This is a genomic window from Pseudomonas sp. LFS074, assembly GCF_047978165.1.
GTDB lineage: Bacteria > Pseudomonadota > Gammaproteobacteria > Pseudomonadales > Pseudomonadaceae > Aquipseudomonas > Aquipseudomonas putida_P.
Genome location: NZ_JBFPFV010000001.1, coordinates 1,868,925 through 1,887,654, shown reverse-complemented (window position 1 = coordinate 1,887,654; position 18,730 = coordinate 1,868,925). Strand labels below are relative to the sequence as shown.

Here is an 18,730-nt window from a genome sequence, read left to right as displayed (position 1 = left end):
GCGCCGATTTGGGTTGGTGCAGCGGTGTCGGCAAGGCAGACGGCCAGCTACGGGAATTCTTTATAGTCACACTCTACTTGAGTTGTAGGACAAGAACACTTGCCCGGCAACTGTCAGAGGTACCTTGTAAGGCGCAGACGGTACTCCCATCCGCCAGGGGTTTCAAGCATGCAAGGGTCGACCTTGTCGCTCTTTACAGGGCAAATCACCGGGAGTTATAAGAAAGTCGACCAGCGCAACCCGATGGGAAGGATGCAGCATGCCCCACACGCCCTCCAGCCACAGCGAGAAACGCGACTTCATTCGCATGCGTATCGATACCGAAGTCAGCCTTTTGCACGAAGGCCTGGTAATTGCGGCGGTGTGCCTGGACCTGTCCAGCGGCGGCATGCAGGTACAGGCGCCGCAGCGCTTTGCGGTGGGGGATCGGATCGAGGTACGGATCGACTCCGACCACCCGGCGCTCAAGGGGCTGCATGCCAGCACCGAAGTGGTATGGATTGCCGACCAGCCGGGCGGGCAACAAAAGTTCGGGTTGCGGATTCTGGCCATGCATTGAACCTGGAGCCGCACAGCGGCCCCAAGCTCACCGATTAGAAGTCGTCTTCGACCTCGCCATCCTTGACCTTGAACTCGCGGTTCTGCAGGTAAGCATTGCGAATGAAGATGTACTTGTCACCCTGAATCAGCTTCTCGGCCGAGAGCAGGCTGGCGCGGGTGTCGATCACGTCCAGGGCGAAGATCGAGTTGCGCGTCGGCACGTGGTCGATGTAGCGGTAGGGTTCGGTGTAGGTGTCCGGGTACTTGGCCACACCGTCACGCACGGTGCTTGGGCCCAGCAGCGGAATGACCACGTACGGGCCGCTTGGCACGCCCCAGTAGCCCAGTGTCTGGCCGAAGTCTTCGTCGCTGCGCTGCAGGCCCATCTTGGTACCCACATCGAAGAAGCCACCCAGGCCAAAGGTGGTGTTGACGATCAACCGCGCAGTATCCACGCCCGCCGCGTGGGGCTTGAGCTGCAGCAGGTTGTTGGCCAGGTTGGTCACGTCGCCCAGGTTGCGGAAGATGTTGTGAATGCCATCTTCAAGAAACTGCGGGGTGACAGCCTGGTAGCCCTTGGCCAATGGCTTGAGGGCATAAGTGTCGACCGTATCGTTGAAGCGAAAGATCGGGCGGTTGACCGCTTCCCAGGGATCTTCCTCGGTGGCGGCCTGGGTAGCTGCCACGGGCGCCAGCAGCATGCTGGCGCAGACACAGGCCTGGGTGACTCGTTCGATCACACTGGCACCGATCCTACGCATAGATGTTTCTCCATCGAATTTCTCGGCCGCAAGCGCGACAGGCGCGCTGCTATCAAGGCGGCAGTATAGAGGCTTGCGGGCTGATAAACAGCTTTACACATTTTTGCTCAATATTTTGTGAACAACTGTTGCGCAATGACCGATGTCACAGTGCGGTAACAATCAGCGCATAGCCTGCGGACTATTTGGGGGAAGTTGCCATGGACGCTGCACCCGCCTTCACTGCTGTGCTGTTCGGCTTGCGCGGCTGCCTGGTGCAGGCCACCAATGGCGCACCCTCGCCCGCCCCCGGCGCTCTGGCCACCCTCGCCAGCCTGCGCCAGCGCCAGGTGCCCTGCATCTGGCTGGATGACCTCAATAGCACGCAAAGCAAGCGCCTGGCCCATGTGTTGCCCGCCTGGCTGCCAGGGCATTCGGTCAACGGCGTGCGCTGGCCGGCGCCAAACGCCTGCTGGCAGGCGCTGATGACCCTGGACAGCGAACGCCTGGACGGCTGCGTGCTGGTGAGTGGTGACCCGCGCTTGCTGCAGTCAGGCTTGAACGCGGGGCTATGGACGGTTGGCCTGGCAGCCTGCAGCCCGTTCTGTGACCGAGGCTCCGAGCAATGGCAAGGCATGACCCCAAAGGAACAGGACCAGGCCCGCGGCAAGGCCACGCTGGAGCTGTTCAGCCTGGGCGTGCATTCGGTGATCGACCACCTGGAAGCGCTGGACACCTGCCTGCAGGACATCGCCCAGCGCCGGCGCAAGGGTGAAAAACCCTGATACAGCACCTTTGACGCGGATCATGCAAATTGGCGACAGGTGGATTACGCTGAAGACAGGCCAGAACCTTTGCCGCTTCGCTGAGGTCCATGGCTTGCCAAGCCCTTGATGGAGAAATGCCAATGCCTGCCCGCGAATTGCAAGAGCGCCTGAACAGCTTGCGCGAGCAACTGGACCGCAACGTACCGCTTTCGGAAGACGAACTGGCCGCGTTGCACGAAGAAGCGCGCCAGATCGAGGCGCAACTGAAACTCGAAGAAGCCACGCCCGACAATAACCTGGTGGACGGGGTGAACCTGGCGATCGAGCGCTTCGAGGCCGACCACCCTGACCTCACCGCTACCTTGCGCAGCATCGCCAACTCGCTGCACAGCATGGGTATCTGAAGTAGCGGGGCCGCAAAGCGGCCCCCGCATTCCTTGAACTTACTGCCGAACCAAACGCTTGTTATCCGGTTTGATTACCCCGGTACTGCGGTACGGGTTGATGTCCAGCCCACCGCGGCGCACATAGCGCGCATACACCGTCAAATGCTCTGGCTGCAGCAGGTTCTTCAAGTCCAGGTAAATTCGCTCCACGCATTGTTCGTGGAAGTCGGCATGCTGGCGGAAGCTGACCAGGTAAGTCAGTAGGCTGGCGTGGTCCAGCGCCCTGCCCTTGTACTCGACCACCACGCTGCCCCAGTCCGGCTGGCCAGTGACCGGGCAATTGGACTTGAGCAGGTGGCTGTGCAGGGTTTCTTCCACCACCTGCGCCGGGTTGCAGCGCAGCAGCTCTGGCTGCGGCTGCTCGTAGTTGCTGATGGCCACGTCCAATGCATCGATGCACTGCCCCGGCAACGCTACCACCCCCTGGGCTTCAACTTCGGCCAAGGTGCGCACCTTCACGCCCACAGGCTTGCCGGCAGCGGCGGACAGGTCTTTCTCCAGGCATGCCTGCAACTCGCCCAGCGAGGCGAACACTGTCTGGTTCAGTGAGTTGAGGTACAGCTTGAACGACTTGGACTCGATGATGTTCGGCGAATCGGCCGGGATGGCGAACTCGCCGATCGCCACCACAGGCTTGCCCGAAGGCAGCAGCCAGCTCAGCTCGAAACAGTTCCAGTAATCCACGCCTTGCCAGGGCAAGGTCTGTGCAGTGACGCCCAGCTCGGCCCACTTGGCAGTACGCGGGATCGGGAACAGCTGCTCCGGGGAGTAGGTGGCGATGTATTCGCTGGATTTGCCCAGCGGGGAGTGTTCGGCAGCGGGATGCATGGAAACTGACCTACAGGTTCGAAATTGCCCTTAGTCTACCGGTTTTGCACCCCGCCTTGCAGGGCCAGTCACTCGATGGTCAATGCCCCGACCATGCCGGCCTGGTAATGCCCCGGCACGTTGCAGGCAAACTCGATGGGTGCCGACTTACGGAAGGTCCAGGTCAGCTCGGCGCGCTGGCCGGGCATTACCAGCACGGTGTTGCCACCACCGTGGCCATGGCCACCGCCGTGACCCATCATTTGCCCGTGGTTCGCCATCTGACCGTGGTCCATGCCTTCGTGGTTCATGGCCTCGGTGAACATCTTGCCTTGCATGGCGACCATTTCCTTCTGGTGTTCGGCATGCATGGCCTTGTCGCCCAGGTTGAACTCGTGTGGCAGCTTGCCCTCGTTGACCAGCACGAAACGCACGGTCTCGCCGGCTTTTACCTGCAGGCTCTTAGGCTCGAAAGCAACGTCCTTGAGCACCACGTTGACCGTGCGGGTGGCCTTGGCCGCTGCAGCCGGCTCGCCAAAGGCGAAGGTTTGCGCCTCGTCGGCAAAGGTCGGCAGGCTGGCCAGGGCAAGGGTGGCGGCAATGAACAGGCGCTTCATGATGACTCCGGGAATACACAACGAGAGAGTGCCACCTTAGTCAGGGGCGACTGGCAGCTACCTGACGGGAAGATTACAACTTTGTCAGCTTGGGCGAGCCGGCGCATCGTCACGTATCATTTCAGCCACCGCATCGCCCGCTCCCACAGGGTAGGCACAACCTTCAGATTATGGACAGTGCATGAAACTGCTGATCGTCGAAGACCAGGCCCGCACCGGCCAGTACCTGAGCCAGGGCCTGAGCGAGGCCGGCTTTGCCACCGAGTTGGCCACCGATGGCGAGACCGGGCAGTTCCTCGCCCTGACCGGCGACCACGACCTGCTGATCCTCGACGTGATGCTGCCCGGGCGCGACGGCTGGCAAATCCTTCAGGCCGTGCGCCAGGCTGGCCTGGATACACCCGTGCTGTTCCTGACCGCCCGCGACGCCGTCGAGGACCGCGTGCATGGCTTGGAGCTGGGCGCCGATGATTACCTGGTCAAGCCGTTCGCCTTTTCCGAACTGCTGGCCCGGGTACGCAGCCTGCTGCGCCGGGGCGCCAGCCCAAGCCAGGACACCACCCTGAGCCTGGCCGACCTGCGCCTGGACCTGATCCGCCGCCGCGCCGAACGCGCAGGCACCCGTATCGACCTGACCGCCAAGGAGTTCTGCCTGCTCGAACTGCTGCTGCGCCGCCAGGGTGAGGTGTTGCCAAAATCGCTGATCGCCTCGCAGGTGTGGGACATGAACTTCGACAGCGATACCAATGTGATCGAAGTGGCAATCCGCCGCCTGCGCCTGAAAATCGACGACCCGCACCCCAACAAGCTGATCCACACAGTGCGCGGCATGGGCTACGTACTCGAAGAACGCACTGAATGATGCGCCGGGTATCCCTGGGCAGCCGGCTGGCGCTGCTGTTCGCCGCCTGCACCGCCACCGTATCGCTGGGCGCCGGCCTGCTCTTCAGCCGGGCCAGCGAGCAGCACTTCGTCGAACTCGACCAACAACTGCTGGACTCGCGCCTGTCGCTGTTCCGTACACAACTGGCCGGCGTCAGCACGCCGGATGAGCTGCAGGCGCGCCTGCCCGCGCTGCGCGACGAATTGAGCCACCAGGCCGACCTGGCCCTGCGCATCAGCGGCAGCGACGGCGCCACGTGGTTCGAAAGCCGCAGCGGGCTACCGCAGGCACCGCTGCCCGCCGGGCTGGCCACCTTGCACGCGCAAGGCACCGACTACCGCAGCCTGGCTGTACACCTGGCGCAGGGCGCCGCGCAGTCGCCGCAACTGACCCTGTACCTCGACATCACCCACCACCAGCATTTTCTGCAGGGCATGCAGCGGCTGATCTGGCTGACTGTCGGCCTATCGGCGCTGGCCACTGCGCTGCTCGGCGCCTGGGCCGCCCGCAGCGGCCTGCGCCCACTGCGGCAGATGGGCCAAGTGGCCGCCAGCGTGTCAGCCCGTTCGCTCACCACCCGCCTGCCGCTGGCGCAGATGCCCGAAGAGCTGGCCGAGTTGGCCGGCAGGATGAACGCGATGCTGCAGCGCCTGGACGATGCCTTCCAACGCCTGTCAGCGTTTTCAGCCGACATCGCCCACGAACTGCGTACACCGCTTTCCAACCTGCTGACCCACACCCAGGTCACCCTCACCCGCCCACGTAGCCTCGAGGAATACCGCGAAGCGCTGCATGGCAACCTGGAAGAGCTGCAATGGATGGCGCAGATGATCAACGACATGCTGTTCCTGGCCAAGGCCGACCACGGCCTGCTGGTACCGGGGCAAGCGCCTTTGGCGCTGCATGACGAAGTGGATGCACTGCTGGAGTACTACGCGCCACTGGCCGAGGACAGCGGCGTACGGATGCTGCGCGAAGGCGAGGCGATGCTGCAGGGCGACCGGCATATGCTGCGCCGGGCGCTGTCCAACCTGCTGGACAATGCCTTGCGCTTTACCCCGGCGGGAGGGCAGATAAAGGTGACGCTGGAACCGGGAGCGAAAATCAGTGTGGCCAATACCGGGCAGGCTATCGAGCCGACTGCGTTACCGCGACTGTTCGACCGCTTCTACCGAGTGGACCAGGCGCGGCGGGAAGGCAGCAGTGAGCATGCGGGGTTGGGCTTGGCGATTACCCGGTCGATCGTGCAGGCCCATGGCGGGTGCATTCGGGCAGAGTGCGGGGATGGGTGGACGCGGTTTGTGATCGAGTTCACTGAAGGCCGGTGAAATTGGGGCTGCTTTGCAGCCCCATAATTTCAGGCAAGCATCAAACCGCCAGACCGATCGCCGGCTGCACCTGCGACGCCCGGTAAGCCGGGTAAATGGTCGCCAGGAAGCTCATCACCAGGCCAGCCGTGCAAATCATGGCCACATCACCCCATTGCAATTGCGACGGCAAGCTGCTGACGAAGTACACATCCGAGGTAAAGATGTGCTGCCCGCTCACCCGCTCCAGCCAACCAACGATTTGACTGACATTGAACGCCGCAATCACGCCCAGCACGCCGCCGATCAGCGTCCCGACAACACCAATCAGGCTGCCCTGAACCATGAACGTGCCCATGATCTGCGCTGGCGTGGCGCCCAAGGTACGCAGGATGGCAATGTCCGGCCCCTTGTCGTTCACCACCATCACCAGGGTGGCGATGATATTGAACGCCGCCACCGCGATGATCATCATCAGCAGCAGGCCGATCATGGTCTTCTCCATTTTCATGGCGCTGAACAGGCTGCCCTGGGTGTGCGACCAGTCATCGGCGCGGTAGGCGTCGCCGAGCCCTGCAGCAATTGCCTTGGACACCTGCGGCGCGGCATACAGGTCATGCAGCTTCAGGCGCACGCCCTGCACCTGGCCAGGCGCCCAGCGTTGCATCTCGGCAGCATCAGCCACATGGATATAGGCCTGCGAACCATCCAGCTCGGCACCGACCTTGAAGATCCCGACCACCGTCAGGCGCTGCATGCGCGGGGTAATGCCACCCGGCTCCTTGCTGATTTCCGGCACGATCAAGGTCAGTTTGTCGCCAGTGTTCAGACGAAAACGCCGCGCCGTCAGCTCACCGATGACCACACCGAACTCACCTGGCTGCAGGTCTTGCAAGCGGCCCTGCACGATGTGCTGGCCAACGATCGAGACCTTGCCCTCCTCGGCCGGGTCGATACCACCCACCTGAATCGGCTGCATCGCACCTTTATACGACAGCATGCCTTCCATCTCGGTAATCGGCGCCACCGCCATCACCGCCGGGTTCTGCATGGCAGCGTCGGCCACCTTGTGCCAATCGTCCAATGGCTGCACGCCAAGGATGGCGGCATGCGGCACCAACCCGAGAATGCGCGAGCTCATTTCGCGCTGAAAGCCGTTCATCACCGACAGCACCACGATCATCGCCAGCACGCCCAGCGACAGGCCGATCATCGACGTCATCGAGATGAACGAGATGAAGTGGTTGCGACGCTTGGCTCGGGTGTAGCGCGCGCCGATAAAAATGGGCAAGGGTCTGAACATGTACGAAATCACCCAATGAAAACAGGAAAACGGGGCGGCACCAGCCACCCCGAGCAGTCGATCAGATCGCCACCAGATGGCCGTCGTCGAGCTTCAATACACGGTCCATCTGCCGCGCCAGGTTGAGGTCATGGGTAACCACCAGGAATGCCGTGCGCGAGGCGCTGGACAGCTCCTGCATCAGTTCCTGAATGCCCTGAGCGGTATGGTGGTCGAGGTTGCCGGTCGGCTCGTCGAGCATCACCAGGCCAGGGCGGTTGACCAGCGCTCGGGCAATCGCCACGCGCTGGCGCTCGCCACCGGACAGCTCGGCCGGTTTGTGGTTCAAACGGTGGCCCAGGCCTACGCGCTTGAGCAGCGCCTCGGCACGCTCACGGGCCTCGGGGATGGGCGTGCGGCCGATCAGCAGCGGCATGCACACGTTCTCGATGGCGGTGAACTCTGGCAGCAGGTGGTGAAACTGATAGACAAAGCCCAACTCACGGTTGCGCAGCAGGCCACGGGCACGCTCGCCTAGCGCGGACAGCTCTTCGCCCGCCAGCCACACGCTGCCTTGGGTCGGCCGATCGAGGCCACCCAGCAGGTTGAGCAAGGTGCTCTTGCCAGAGCCCGAGCTGCCGACGATGGCGATACGCTCACCGGCGTGCAGCTCCAGGTTGAGGCCGGACAGCACCTGCACCGACTCCGGGCCCTCGTCGTAGGACTTGCCCAGGTTGCGGCAACTCAGAACGGCTTTATCACTCATGCGCGACTCACTCATAACGTAGCGCCTCTGCAGGCTGGGTGCGGGCCGCACGCCAGGCCGGGTACAGGGTGGCGAAGAAACTCAGGACCAGCGCCGCACCGCAGACCATGTACACGTCCTGGGCCTGGATCTGCGACGGCAGGTAATCGATGAAGTACACGTCGGCGTTGAGGAACTTGTGCCCGATCAGTTTCTCGATGCCGGCGATCGCCGCGCTCACGTTCAGCGCGGCGACGATCCCGACCACGGCGCCGATCAGGGTACCGATCACCCCGATCACCGTGCCCTGGACCATGAAGATGAGCATGATCTGCCCAGGCGTGGCGCCCAGGGTGCGCAGGATGGCGATGTCGCCGCGCTTGTCGTTGACCACCATCACCAGGGTGGAAATGATGTTGAACGCCGCCACCGCCACGATCAGCAGCAACAATAGGCCGATCATGGCCTTTTCCATGCGGATCGCCTGGTACAGGTTGCCGTGGGTACGGGTCCAGTCACGGCTGTAGAACTCCTGGTCGCCCAGCTGCTGGGCAATGCTCCAGGCGACGCGCGGCGCCTGGAACAGGTCGTCGAACTTCAGGCGCAGGCCCTGTACCTGGTCGGGCTTCCAGCGGTGCAGACGGGACAGGTCGCTGATGTTGGTCAAGCCCAGGTAGCCGTCGATTTCGCCCGCGCCAACATGGAAGGTACCCACCACGGTGAAGCGCTTCATGCGCGGGAACATGCCGGCGGGAGTCACGCTGACTTCCGGGGCGACGAAGGTGAGCTTGTCGCCGATGGCCACGCCCAGCTTGGCCGCGGCCTTGTCGCCGATCATGATGCCCCACTCGCCCGGCGCCAGCTGGTCCAGGCGGCCTTGCAAGACGAAGTTGTCGATGATCGACACCTCGCGCTCGCGAGCCGGGTCGATGCCGTTGAGCAGCACCTTCTGCACCTTGCCATCATGGGTCAGCAAGCCCTGCATCTGGGTGAACGGCGCAACCGCCACCACCTGCGGATTCTGCTTTACTTGTTGGGCAAGGGCCGGCCAGTCGGCAATGGGCTGGCCGCTCTCCAGCGTGGCATGGGGGATCATGCCCAACACGCGGGTGCGCATCTCGTGGTCGAAACCGTTCATCACCGACAGCACCACGATCATCACCACCACGCCCAGGGCGAGGCCGATCATCGAGGTCAGGGAAATGAACGAGACGAAGTGATTACGGCGTTTGGCACGGGTATAACGCGTACCGATGAATGCGAAAAGAGGTCTGAACATGTCGGGGCTTGTTCGGATGAAAGGGAACGTCCTTGTGGCGAGGCGCCTACGGCGGCTTTACACTCGGACCACCGCCGCTACCTTGGGTTCGCCATGACGACATTAGACGAAGAAGATCGCCGCGAATACTACCGCATCGAAGATCGGATCGCACTTCAAATAAGCCCCCTCAGCGCGGCCGAAGCCCTTGACCCAGATGTGTTGCAAGATGATTCCCCGCTGTTCAACCTGCTCAGCGAGCTGCACCTGTCCGACTTCGAGTCGCAGCACCTGTTGCGCCAGCTGAGCGACAAGGACCGCACCCTTGCCGCCTTCCTGCGGGCGCAGAACAAGCGCCTCGACCTGCTCAGCGCGGTGGTTGCGCAAACCCTGCTGGGTGAAGTCGGCCAGCCGTTGCCGGTGGTCATTTCCGAAGGCGGCATCGAGTTCACCCAGGCCACGCAGATTGCCCCCGGCACTCGGGTCAAAGTGAAAATGGTGCTGATGCCACGCGCCCATGGCCTGCTGCTGCGCGGCAAGGTCACCCATTGCGACCCGCGCCCGGAGGGCGGCTTCGAGGTCGGCACCGAATTCATCGACATGACCGACGCCCAACGGCAATTGCTGGCCCGTTATATCCTGCAGCGCCAGCAACAGCAGCGGCGCCAGCAACTGGGGCAGAACGACCCTGCCTCCTGAGCCCATTTCTCTCTGATTTGAAGGAACGAACGTGACCCTGATCTACGGCCATCGCGGCGCCAAGGGCGAAGCGCCCGAGAATACCCTGAAGAGCTTTCAGCAATGCCTGGCCCATGGCGTGACCCGCTGCGAGCTGGACCTGCACCTGTCAGCCGACAACGAGCTAATGGTCATCCACGACGCCACCCTCAAGCGCACCACTGGGCGGCGCGGCAAAGTGGTCGAACACCCGGCCGCCGACCTGATCAAGATCGATGCCCGCAAAGGCGGCCCGGGCCATGTGCAACCCTGCCCGATTCCGAAACTGGAAGAACTGTTCGAAAAATGCCCGTTCGATCACTGGCAGCTGGAAGTAAAAAGTGCCTCGCGTACCCGTGCCGCCACCACCGTGCTGGCGATTCGCGAACTGGCCCAGGCGTATGGCCTGCTGGACAAGGTCACCATCACCTCCAGCTCACGTGAAGTACTGGGCGCTGCCCTGGAACTGGTGCCGGACGTGAAGCGCGGGCTGGTGGCCGAATACGCCTGGCTCGACCCCCTGAAGGTGGCACAGAACTATGGCTGCGAGCTGCTGGCATTGAACTGGACACTGTGCACCCCCGAGCGCCTGCTCAAAGCACAGGGCCAGGGTTTGCACGTGTCGGTATGGACAGTCAACGAGCCGGCACTGATGCGCCGGCTTGCTGACTTTGGTGTGGACAGCCTGATTACAGACTTTCCCGGTTTGGCCAAGACCACCCTCGGGTAGGGTTGAAATCGGTCTCTCCGACCGGCTCAGGCCACCGGTCGGAGCCGCTCAAAAAAGCCGGTTCAGGCCGTCGTAGGCTGCTACCCGATAGGCTTCGGCCATGGTCGGGTAGTTGAAGGTGGTGTTGACGAAGTACTTCAGGTTGTTGTGCTCACCCGGCTGGTTCATGATCGCCTGGCCGATGTGGACAATTTCCGAGGCCTGGTAGCCGAAGCAGTGCACGCCGAGGATTTCCAGGGTTTCGCGGTGGAACAGGATCTTCAGCATGCCCTGCGGTTCGCCGGCAATCTGCGCACGCGCCATGCCTTTGAAGAACGCCTTGCCCACTTCGTATGGCACCTTGGCCTGGGTCAGCTCTTGCTCGTTCTTGCCGATCGAGCTGATTTCCGGAATGGTATAGATACCGGTCGGCACGTCGTTGACGAAGCGCCAGCTGCCATTGTCGACGATGCTGCCAGCGGCCGAGCGGCCCTGGTCATGGGCGGCACTGGCCAGGCTTGGCCAGCCAATCACGTCACCGGCACCGTAGATGTTCGGCACGGTGGTTCGGTAGGCCTCGTCGACCTCGATCTGGCCGCGGCTGTTGACCTTGATGCCGATGTTTTCCAAGCCCAGCTTGTCGGTGTTGCCGGTACGACCGTTGCACCACAGCAAGGCGTCGGCCTTGATCTTCTTGCCCGACTTCAGGTGCAGGATCACCCCGTTGTCCAGGCCTTCGACGCGCTCGTACTCTTCGTTGTGGCGCACGGTGATGTTGTTGTTGCTGAAGTGGTAGCTCAGCGCCTGGGAAATTTCCGAATCGAGGAAGCTCAGCAGCTGGCCACGGTTGTCGACCAATTCCACCAATACACCCAGGCCACTGAAGATCGACGCGTATTCACAACCGATCACACCGGCACCGTAAACGATCAACTTGCGTGGGGTGTGGCTGAGGCTGAGGATGGTGTCGCTGTCGTAAACGCGCGGGTGGTGGAAGTCGATGTCGGCCGGGCGGTAGGGGCGCGAGCCGGTGGCAATGATGATGTGCTTGGCGTTGAGTTTCTCGACCACACCGTTCGGGCACACCACTTCCACGGTTTGCTCGTCGGCGAAGCTGCCGGTGCCGAAGAACACGTCGACGCGGTTACGGGCGTAGTAGCCGGTGCGCGATGCAACTTGCTTGGAAATCACCTTTTCGGCGCTTTTCAGCACGTCCGGGAACGAGAACCAGCGCGGCTCGCCGATAGCACGGAACATCGGGTTGGTGTTGAACTGCATGATCTGCCGCACCGAGTGACGCAGTGCCTTGGACGGGATGGTACCCAGGTGCGTGCAGTTGCCACCGACCTGGCGACGGTCATCGACCATTGCCACCTTGCGCCCTGCTTTGGCGGCGTTCATTGCCGCGCCTTCACCGGCCGGGCCGGAACCCAGCACCACTACGTCGTAGTTGTAGACAGCCATGCGTACTCCTTCAGAACTGGCCCGCAAGCCACGGTCGCTCGCGGGGCGCGATCATGCCGCCGGGGCGTCATGAGAAAATTCGGGTGCAGTCTAATCAAGCGTGAACGCCGCGCACATTAACCCTTGGTCGCGTCGTAGGCCAATTTCGCCCGCACTACATATGGTTCACCCATTCCCTGGCGGCAATCATCCCTGCTTGTGCTTTCGCTCGCCTTTCACCGCCCGTTCGAACGCGGGCGTAGCTCGGGAGACGAAGCCACCCTCGGCTCGAGTCACCAATACCGCGGCCAAGCCATGCGCCACGGCAAAATCCCAGCCACGCTCAGGGCCAAGGATCAACAGCAGCGTCGAATAGCCGTCGGCCTGCAGCGCCGAGGCGCTCAGCACTGTAACGGCCGCCAGGTCATGCTCGACCGGGCGCCCCAGGCGGGCATCGAAGGTGTGCGAATAGCGCCGGCCATTCTGCTCGAAATAGTGCCGATAGTCACCCGAGGTCGATACTGAAAGGCCATTGACCGGGATGATCTGGCGGGCGATCTGGCGGTCTTCGCGGGGCAGCTCCAGGGCAATGCGCCAGGGGCTGCCATCGGGCTTGCGGCCGACCGCCTTCAATTCGCCGGTAGCCTCGGCGACGAAGCTGGCCACGCCCATGGCCTGAAGGCGTGCGGCGATCAGGTCGACAGCGTGGCCGGCGGCGATGCTGTTGAAGTCGAGCTGTACCGGGGCATCCTTGCACAGAGACTGGCCTTTGACGTGCAGGTGCTGGTAACCCACGCGCAGGCGTACCTGGGCCAGGGTTTGCGGGTCGGGCACCTGCTCGTGGCGGGCCTGGGGGCCAAAGCCCCACAGGTCGAGTAGCGGCTCGACGGTGAGGTCGAAGGCGCCTTCGCTCTGCTCGGCCAGCTGCTGGCCAAGGGCTACCAGTTCGAGCATGTCGGGCGGCAGGGCCAGGCACTGATTGGCCGGTAACTGGTTGAAAAGGCTGACGACGGAGTCACCGCGATAGGTCGAATAGTGCTGGTCGATGTCGCTCAGGATGGCTTCGACCGCTGCCTGCACCTGGGCCGGCGCCGGGCCGCCGGGCTCGCGGACGTATTGGATGCTGTAGCTGCTGCCCATGGTCGGGCCGCCCAGGCGCTCCAGGGTGGGGCCTTGGTTGCAGGCGGTGACCAGCAGGAAGATGAACAGTAAGGCTGTGCGCAAAAATTCGGTTCCTGGGTGCTTGGCTTGAGTTTTGTGGTGTGGCACATATCGAGCGCCGCGCGGGCGGCGCCCGATCTCACAGGCGCCACACAACTTACTCCAGGCAAAAAAAACGGGAACCCGAAGGTTCCCGTTTTTTCATTGCCTTACAAGCGAATCAGCGTGGAAACGCTGGCGGGTTCACACCGGCCATGTCTTCCATCACACGAACCACCTGGCAGCTGTAACCGAATTCGTTGTCGTACCAAACGTACAGGACAACGCGGTTGTCGTTGGCGATGGTCGCCTCTGCGTCAACCACACCGGCGTGGCGCGAGCCCACGAAGTCGGTCGAAACCACTTCCTGCGAGGCCACGTAGTCGATCTGCTTGTGCAGTTCCGAGTGCATGGCGGTCTGGCGCAGGTACTCGTTGATCTCGTCGCGAGTCGTGGCCTTTTCCAGGTTCAGGTTCAGGATGGCCATCGAAACGTTCGGCGTCGGTACGCGAATGGCATTGCCGGTCAGCTTGCCCTTCAGCACTGGCAGAGCCTTGGCAGCAGCGGTGGCGGCGCCGGTTTCGGTGATGACCATGTTCAGCGGCGCGGCACGGCCACGGCGGCTGCCCTTGTGGAAGTTGTCGATCAGGTTCTGGTCGTTGGTGAACGAGTGAACGGTTTCGACGTGGCCGTTGACGATGCCGTACTGGTCGTTGATGGCCTTGAGCACCGGCACGATGGCGTTGGTGGTGCACGAAGCAGCCGAGATGATCTTGTCATCGGCAGCGATGTCACCGTGGTTGATGCCATGCACGATGTTCTTCAGCGCGCCCTTGCCAGGTGCGGTGAGGATCACGCGGGCAGCGCCCGGGCAGGCCAGGTGCTGGCCCAGGCCGTCGGCATCACGCCATACGCCGGTGTTGTCGACGATCAGCGCGTTGTCGATGCCGTACTGGGTGTAGTCGACTTCGCTCGGGCTCTTGGCGTAGATAACCTGGATCAGGTTGCCGTTGGCGGTGATGGTGTTGTTGGCTTCATCGATGGTGATGGTGCCATCGAACGGGCCGTGCACCGAGTCACGGCGCAGCAGGCTGGCACGCTTGACCAGGTCGTTCTCGGCGCCTTTGCGCACGACGATGGCACGCAGGCGCAGGCCGTCGCCGCCACCGGTCTTCTCGATCAGGATGCGCGCCAGCAGGCGGCCGATGCGGCCGAAGCCGTACAGCACGACGTCGGTGCCTTTGCGCGCCGAAGCGTTCTGCTGGCCAACCACGTCGGCCAGCTCTTCACGGACGAACTGCTCGGCAGTGCGGCCATTGCCTTCCTGCTTGAACTTGTTGGCCAGCTTGCCCAGGTCGACCGAAGCGGCGCCCAGTTTCAGCTCGCTCATGGCTTTGAGCAGGGGGAATGTCTCGTGGACGGACAGTTCGGTTTCGTCGGTTTGACGATGACGCGCAAAGCGGTGCGCCTTGAGGATCGAGATAACCGAACGGTTGATCAGGCTACGGCCATAAATCGAGCTCACCACGTTGTTGTTGCGGTAGAGCTGACCGATAAGCGGGATCATCGCTTCAGCCAGAGCTTCACGATCAATCCACTCACCAAGACACTGGTCGGGCTTCTGAGTCACGGGAACCTTCCACATGTAGGGACAGAAAAAAGGGGCTACATTATGACGCCCCAACGCAGAACCGGCAATGAGCGCCTGTCGCAGTGACGCAAGCCAGCGTTCACGCCCTTTCGAGCCTGACAGCCGGCACCGTCACCGGTACAATCGGTCTCTTTGCCGCAACGCTTGGAGTGCAATCTCCCGTGTCAGTTCTGCGCCTTCCGCACATGTCGGCCACGGCCGGCAAACAAACCTGGGGCAACCTGCCCGGTGCCGCCCTCAGCCTTGCCATCGCCGAGGCCGCCACCAGCGCTGGCCGCTTCACCCTGCTGCTGACAGCCGACAGCCAGGCCGCCGACCGTCTGGAGCAGGAGCTGCGCTTCTTCGCCCCGGACCTGCCGGTGCTGCCGTTCCCCGATTGGGAAACCCTGCCCTACGACCTGTTCTCGCCGCACCAGGACATCATTTCCCAGCGCATCGCCAGCCTGTACCGCCTGCCGGAACTGAGCCACGGCATCCTCGTGGTGCCGATCACCACCGCCCTGCACCGCCTGGCACCCACGCGCTTCCTGCTGGGCAGCAGCCTGGTGCTGGATGTGGGCCAGACCATCGATGTGGAACAGATGCGCACGCGCCTGGAGGCCAGCGGCTATCGCTGCGTCGACACCGTCTACGAGCATGGCGAGTTCGCCGTGCGCGGCGCGCTGATCGACCTGTTCCCGATGGGCAGCAAGCTGCCCTACCGCATCGACCTGTTCGATGACGAGATCGAGACGCTGCGCACCTTCGACCCCGAGACCCAACGCTCGATCGACAAGGTGGATTCGGTACGCCTGCTGCCGGCGCGTGAATTCCCGATGCAGAAAGAGGAAGTGACCCGCTTCAAGGCACGCTTTCGCGAGCGCTTCGATGTCGATTTCCGCCGCAGCGCGATCTTCCAGGACCTGGCCAGCGGCATTATTCCCGCTGGCATCGAGTACTACCTGCCGCTGTTCTTCGAAGAAACTTCGACCCTGTTCGACTACCTGCCGGCCGACACCCAGGTGTTCTCGCTGCCTGGCGTGGAACAGGCCGCCGAACACTTCTGGAACGACGTGCGTGGGCGCTATGAAGACCGCCGTGGCGACCTCAGCCGGCCGCTGCTGCCACCGGCCGAACTGTTCCTGCCGGTGGAGGACTGCTTCGCCCAGCTCAAACAATGGCCTCGGGTGGTGGTCAGCAGCGAAGACCTCGACCCAGGTGTGGGTCGCGAACGCTTTCCGGCACGCGCGCTACCCAACCTGGCCATCGAAGCCAAGGCCAACCAGCCGCTGGCCGAGCTGGCCAACTTCCTCGACCAGTTCCCCGGCCGCGTGCTGTTCACCGCCGAATCGGCGGGGCGCCGTGAAGTGCTGCTGGAGCTGCTCGAGCGGCTGAAGCTGCGCCCGCATACCGTCGACGGCTGGGACGACTTCGTTACCGGCAGCGAGCGCCTGGCAATCACCATCGCGCCGCTGGACGACGGCCTGCTGCTGGACGACCCAGGCCTGGCCCTGGTCGCCGAAAGCCCGCTGTTCGGCCAGCGGGTGATGCAACGCCGGCGCCGTGACAAACGTGGCGAAACCGCCAACGATGCAGTCATCAAGAACCTCACCGAGCTGCGCGAAGGCGCACCGGTGGTGCACATCGACCATGGCGTTGGTCGCTACCTGGGCCTGGCCACGCTGGAAATCGACGGCCAGGCCGCCGAATTTCTCACCTTGGAATACGCCGAGAACGCCAAGCTGTACGTGCCAGTGGCCAACCTGCACCTGATCGCCCGCTACACCGGCAGCGACGATGCGTTGGCACCGCTGCACCGGCTGGGCTCGGAGGCCTGGCAGAAAGCCAAGCGAAAAGCCGCCGAACAGGTGCGCGACGTGGCCGCCGAGCTGCTCGACATCTATGCCCGTCGCGCCGCACGCAAGGGCTATGCATTTGCCGACCCGTCAGCCGACTACGCCACCTTCAGCGCTGGCTTCCCGTTCGAGGAAACCCCGGACCAACAGGCCGCCATCGAAGCCGTGCGTGCCGACATGCTGGCGCCCAAGCCGATGGACCGCCTGGTCTGCGGCGATGTGGGCTTCGGCAAGACCGAAGTGGCCATGCGCGCGGCATTCATCGCCGTGCACAGCGGCCGCCAGGTGGCCGTACTGGTGCCCACCACCCTTTTGGCCCAGCAGCACTACAACAGCTTCCGCGACCGCTTCGCCGACTGGCCGGTGACGGTGGAGGTGATGAGCCGCTTCAAGTCGGCCAAGGAAGTGGCCGCCGCTGCCGCCGACCTTGCCGAAGGCAAGATCGACATTCTCATCGGCACCCACAAGCTGCTGCAGGACGATGTGCGCTTCAAGGACCTGGGCCTGGCCATCATCGACGAAGAACACCGCTTTGGCGTGCGCCAGAAGGAACAGCTCAAGGCCCTGCGCAGCGAGGTCGACATTCTCACCCTGACCGCCACGCCGATTCCGCGCACGCTGAACATGGCTGTGGCGGGCATGCGCGACCTGTCCATCATCGCCACGCCGCCGGCGCGCCGCCTGTCCGTGCGCACCTTCGTCATGGAGCAGAACAAGAGCACGGTGAAGGAAGCGCTGCTGCGTGAGTTGCTGCGCGGCGGCCAGGTTTACTACCTGCACAACGATGTGAAAACCATCGAAAAATGCGCCGCCGACCTCGCCGAGCTGGTGCCCGAGGCACGCATCGGCATTGGCCATGGGCAAATGCGCGAACGCGAGCTGGAACAGGTGATGAGCGACTTCTACCACAAGCGCTTCAACGTGCTGGTAGCCTCGACCATCATCGAAACCGGCATCGACGTGCCAAGCGCCAACACCATCGTCATCGAACGTGCCGACAAGTTCGGCCTGGCCCAGTTGCACCAGCTGCGCGGCCGAGTTGGCCGTAGCCACCACCAGGCCTACGCCTACCTGCTCACGCCGACCCGGCAGAAGGTCAGTGCCGACGCCGAAAAGCGCCTGGAAGCCATCGCCAACACCCAGGACCTGGGCGCGGGCTTTGTGCTGGCCACCAACGACCTGGAAATCCGCGGTGCCGGCGAGCTGCTGGGCGAAGGCCAGAGCGGGCAGATCCAGGCCGTGGGCTTCACCCTGTACATGGAAATGCTCGAGCGCGCGGTCAAGGCAATCCGTAAAGGCACCCAGCCAAACCTTGAACAACCACTGGGCGGCGGCCCGGAGATCAACCTGCGCTTGCCGGCGCTGATCCCCGAGGACTACCTGCCCGACGTGCATGCGCGGCTGATCCTGTACAAACGCATCGCCTCGGCGGCCGACGAGGAAGGCCTCAAGGACCTGCAGGTCGAGATGATCGACCGCTTCGGCTTGCTGCCCGAGCCAACCAAGAACCTGATGCGCCTGACCTCGCTCAAGCTGCACGCGGAAAAGCTCGGCATCAAGAAAGTCGATGCCGGCCCCAACGGCGGCAAGCTCGAGTTCGAAGCCGAAACCCCGGTCGACCCGCTGACCCTGATCAAGCTGATCCAGGGCCAGCCCAAACGATACAAGTTCGAAGGTGCTACCCAGTTCCGTTTCCTGGTGCCGATGGAACGCCCCGACGAACGCTTCAATACCCTGGAGGCGCTGTTCGAGCGCCTGACCCCACAGCCTGCCTAAGGAAGAC

At 63.1% G+C, this 18,730-nt stretch carries 17 protein-coding genes; 8 read left to right on the top strand and 9 right to left on the bottom strand.

What is annotated here, in order from left to right:
• The first annotated feature begins 259 nt into the window (after window positions 1-259).
• The gene (locus ACNQP3_RS08675) at window positions 260-559 is read left to right on the top strand and encodes a PilZ domain-containing protein (protein ID WP_060515332.1); all 300 of its coding nucleotides are present in this window, start codon (window positions 260-262) and stop codon (window positions 557-559) included.
• A 34-nt stretch (window positions 560-593) separates the two neighbouring features.
• Here the strand turns inward: ACNQP3_RS08675 and ACNQP3_RS08670 are convergent, their stop codons facing one another.
• Window positions 594-1,301: a VacJ family lipoprotein gene (locus ACNQP3_RS08670; RefSeq protein ID WP_012271369.1), complete on the bottom strand. Its 708-nt coding sequence runs from the start codon at window positions 1,299-1,301 to the stop codon at window positions 594-596.
• 200 nt (window positions 1,302-1,501) lie between these two features.
• Between ACNQP3_RS08670 and ACNQP3_RS08665 the strand changes: the two genes are divergently transcribed.
• Both ACNQP3_RS08665 and ACNQP3_RS08660 read left to right on the top strand, forming a co-directional pair.
• Window positions 1,502-2,065 carry a hypothetical protein gene (locus tag ACNQP3_RS08665; protein ID WP_012271368.1) on the top strand — a complete coding sequence of 188 codons (564 nt, stop codon included), beginning with the start codon at window positions 1,502-1,504 and terminating at the stop codon, window positions 2,063-2,065.
• A gap of 122 nt (window positions 2,066-2,187) precedes the next feature.
• Entirely contained in the window at window positions 2,188-2,451 is a 264-nt protein-coding gene (locus tag ACNQP3_RS08660; protein ID WP_019471256.1) for a DUF4404 family protein, read from the top strand.
• A 39-nt stretch (window positions 2,452-2,490) separates the two neighbouring features.
• Here ACNQP3_RS08660 and queF read toward each other — a convergent pair whose 3' ends face one another.
• Together queF and ACNQP3_RS08650 are read right to left on the bottom strand one after the other, a co-directional pair.
• The gene (gene queF / locus ACNQP3_RS08655) at window positions 2,491-3,321 is read right to left on the bottom strand and encodes an NADPH-dependent 7-cyano-7-deazaguanine reductase QueF (protein ID WP_060515333.1); all 831 of its coding nucleotides are present in this window, start codon (window positions 3,319-3,321) and stop codon (window positions 2,491-2,493) included.
• Between the two features lie 68 nt (window positions 3,322-3,389).
• Window positions 3,390-3,917: a cupredoxin domain-containing protein gene (locus ACNQP3_RS08650; RefSeq protein ID WP_264316934.1), complete on the bottom strand. Its 528-nt coding sequence runs from the start codon at window positions 3,915-3,917 to the stop codon at window positions 3,390-3,392.
• A 181-nt stretch (window positions 3,918-4,098) separates the two neighbouring features.
• On the opposite strand from ACNQP3_RS08650, the gene cinR reads away from it, so the two are divergent.
• Entirely contained in the window at window positions 4,099-4,779 is a 681-nt protein-coding gene (gene cinR / locus ACNQP3_RS08645; RefSeq protein ID WP_012271364.1) for a two-component system response regulator CinR, read from the top strand.
• Window positions 4,776-6,128: a heavy metal sensor histidine kinase gene (locus ACNQP3_RS08640; protein WP_264316933.1), complete on the top strand. Its 1,353-nt coding sequence runs from the start codon at window positions 4,776-4,778 to the stop codon at window positions 6,126-6,128. The genes cinR and ACNQP3_RS08640 overlap by 4 nt, the downstream gene beginning before the upstream one ends.
• Window positions 6,129-6,168: 40 nt before the next feature.
• Here ACNQP3_RS08640 and ACNQP3_RS08635 read toward each other — a convergent pair whose 3' ends face one another.
• The 3 genes from ACNQP3_RS08635 to ACNQP3_RS08625 form a co-directional block, all read right to left on the bottom strand.
• Window positions 6,169-7,410, bottom strand: coding sequence for a lipoprotein-releasing ABC transporter permease subunit (locus tag ACNQP3_RS08635; protein ID WP_060515335.1), 1,242 nt, complete (start codon window positions 7,408-7,410; stop codon window positions 6,169-6,171).
• A gap of 61 nt (window positions 7,411-7,471) precedes the next feature.
• On the bottom strand, window positions 7,472-8,155 hold the full coding sequence (gene lolD / locus ACNQP3_RS08630; RefSeq protein WP_171577286.1) for a lipoprotein-releasing ABC transporter ATP-binding protein LolD: 684 nt from the start codon (window positions 8,153-8,155) through the stop codon (window positions 7,472-7,474).
• Window positions 8,156-8,162: 7 nt separating this feature from the next.
• Window positions 8,163-9,413: a lipoprotein-releasing ABC transporter permease subunit gene (locus ACNQP3_RS08625; RefSeq protein WP_012271360.1), complete on the bottom strand. Its 1,251-nt coding sequence runs from the start codon at window positions 9,411-9,413 to the stop codon at window positions 8,163-8,165.
• Between the two features lie 93 nt (window positions 9,414-9,506).
• Here ACNQP3_RS08625 and ACNQP3_RS08620 point away from each other — a divergent pair, with 93 nt between their 5' ends.
• Window positions 9,507-10,091, top strand: coding sequence for a PilZ domain-containing protein (locus ACNQP3_RS08620; RefSeq protein ID WP_012271359.1), 585 nt, complete (start codon window positions 9,507-9,509; stop codon window positions 10,089-10,091).
• Between the two features lie 31 nt (window positions 10,092-10,122).
• The gene (locus tag ACNQP3_RS08615; RefSeq protein ID WP_012271358.1) at window positions 10,123-10,839 is read left to right on the top strand and encodes a glycerophosphodiester phosphodiesterase; all 717 of its coding nucleotides are present in this window, start codon (window positions 10,123-10,125) and stop codon (window positions 10,837-10,839) included.
• A gap of 48 nt (window positions 10,840-10,887) precedes the next feature.
• On the opposite strand, the gene sthA is transcribed toward ACNQP3_RS08615, so the two are convergent.
• From sthA to ACNQP3_RS08600, 3 genes are all read right to left on the bottom strand, one after another.
• On the bottom strand, window positions 10,888-12,282 hold the full coding sequence (sthA, locus tag ACNQP3_RS08610; protein WP_012271357.1) for a Si-specific NAD(P)(+) transhydrogenase: 1,395 nt from the start codon (window positions 12,280-12,282) through the stop codon (window positions 10,888-10,890).
• A gap of 186 nt (window positions 12,283-12,468) precedes the next feature.
• Window positions 12,469-13,485 (bottom strand): FAD:protein FMN transferase, encoded by a 1,017-nt coding sequence (locus ACNQP3_RS08605; RefSeq protein WP_264316932.1) that lies wholly within the window; start codon window positions 13,483-13,485, stop codon window positions 12,469-12,471.
• Window positions 13,486-13,642: 157 nt separating this feature from the next.
• Complete coding sequence (locus ACNQP3_RS08600) at window positions 13,643-15,106, bottom strand: glyceraldehyde-3-phosphate dehydrogenase (RefSeq protein WP_012271355.1); 1,464 nt, start codon at window positions 15,104-15,106, stop codon at window positions 13,643-13,645.
• A 167-nt stretch (window positions 15,107-15,273) separates the two neighbouring features.
• On the opposite strand from ACNQP3_RS08600, the gene mfd reads away from it, so the two are divergent.
• Complete coding sequence (mfd, locus tag ACNQP3_RS08595) at window positions 15,274-18,723, top strand: transcription-repair coupling factor (protein ID WP_060494072.1); 3,450 nt, start codon at window positions 15,274-15,276, stop codon at window positions 18,721-18,723.
• The last annotated feature ends 7 nt before the right edge of the window (window positions 18,724-18,730 follow it).

What these genes read in the sequence shown, in the direction of transcription:
- ACNQP3_RS08675 (WP_060515332.1), top strand. Translation starts at nt 260, where the DNA reads ATGCCCCACACGCCCTCCAGCCACAGCGAGAAACGCGACTTCATTCGC.
- ACNQP3_RS08670 (WP_012271369.1), bottom strand. Translation starts at nt 1,301, where the DNA reads ATGCGTAGGATCGGTGCCAGTGTGATCGAACGAGTCACCCAGGCCTGT.
- ACNQP3_RS08665 (WP_012271368.1), top strand. Translation starts at nt 1,502, where the DNA reads ATGGACGCTGCACCCGCCTTCACTGCTGTGCTGTTCGGCTTGCGCGGC.
- ACNQP3_RS08660 (WP_019471256.1), top strand. Translation starts at nt 2,188, where the DNA reads ATGCCTGCCCGCGAATTGCAAGAGCGCCTGAACAGCTTGCGCGAGCAA.
- queF (WP_060515333.1), bottom strand. Translation starts at nt 3,321, where the DNA reads ATGCATCCCGCTGCCGAACACTCCCCGCTGGGCAAATCCAGCGAATAC.
- ACNQP3_RS08650 (WP_264316934.1), bottom strand. Translation starts at nt 3,917, where the DNA reads ATGAAGCGCCTGTTCATTGCCGCCACCCTTGCCCTGGCCAGCCTGCCG.
- cinR (WP_012271364.1), top strand. Translation starts at nt 4,099, where the DNA reads ATGAAACTGCTGATCGTCGAAGACCAGGCCCGCACCGGCCAGTACCTG.
- ACNQP3_RS08640 (WP_264316933.1), top strand. Translation starts at nt 4,776, where the DNA reads ATGATGCGCCGGGTATCCCTGGGCAGCCGGCTGGCGCTGCTGTTCGCC.
- ACNQP3_RS08635 (WP_060515335.1), bottom strand. Translation starts at nt 7,410, where the DNA reads ATGTTCAGACCCTTGCCCATTTTTATCGGCGCGCGCTACACCCGAGCC.
- lolD (WP_171577286.1), bottom strand. Translation starts at nt 8,155, where the DNA reads ATGAGTGATAAAGCCGTTCTGAGTTGCCGCAACCTGGGCAAGTCCTAC.
- ACNQP3_RS08625 (WP_012271360.1), bottom strand. Translation starts at nt 9,413, where the DNA reads ATGTTCAGACCTCTTTTCGCATTCATCGGTACGCGTTATACCCGTGCC.
- ACNQP3_RS08620 (WP_012271359.1), top strand. Translation starts at nt 9,507, where the DNA reads ATGACGACATTAGACGAAGAAGATCGCCGCGAATACTACCGCATCGAA.
- sthA (WP_012271357.1), bottom strand. Translation starts at nt 12,282, where the DNA reads ATGGCTGTCTACAACTACGACGTAGTGGTGCTGGGTTCCGGCCCGGCC.
- ACNQP3_RS08600 (WP_012271355.1), bottom strand. Translation starts at nt 15,106, where the DNA reads ATGTGGAAGGTTCCCGTGACTCAGAAGCCCGACCAGTGTCTTGGTGAG.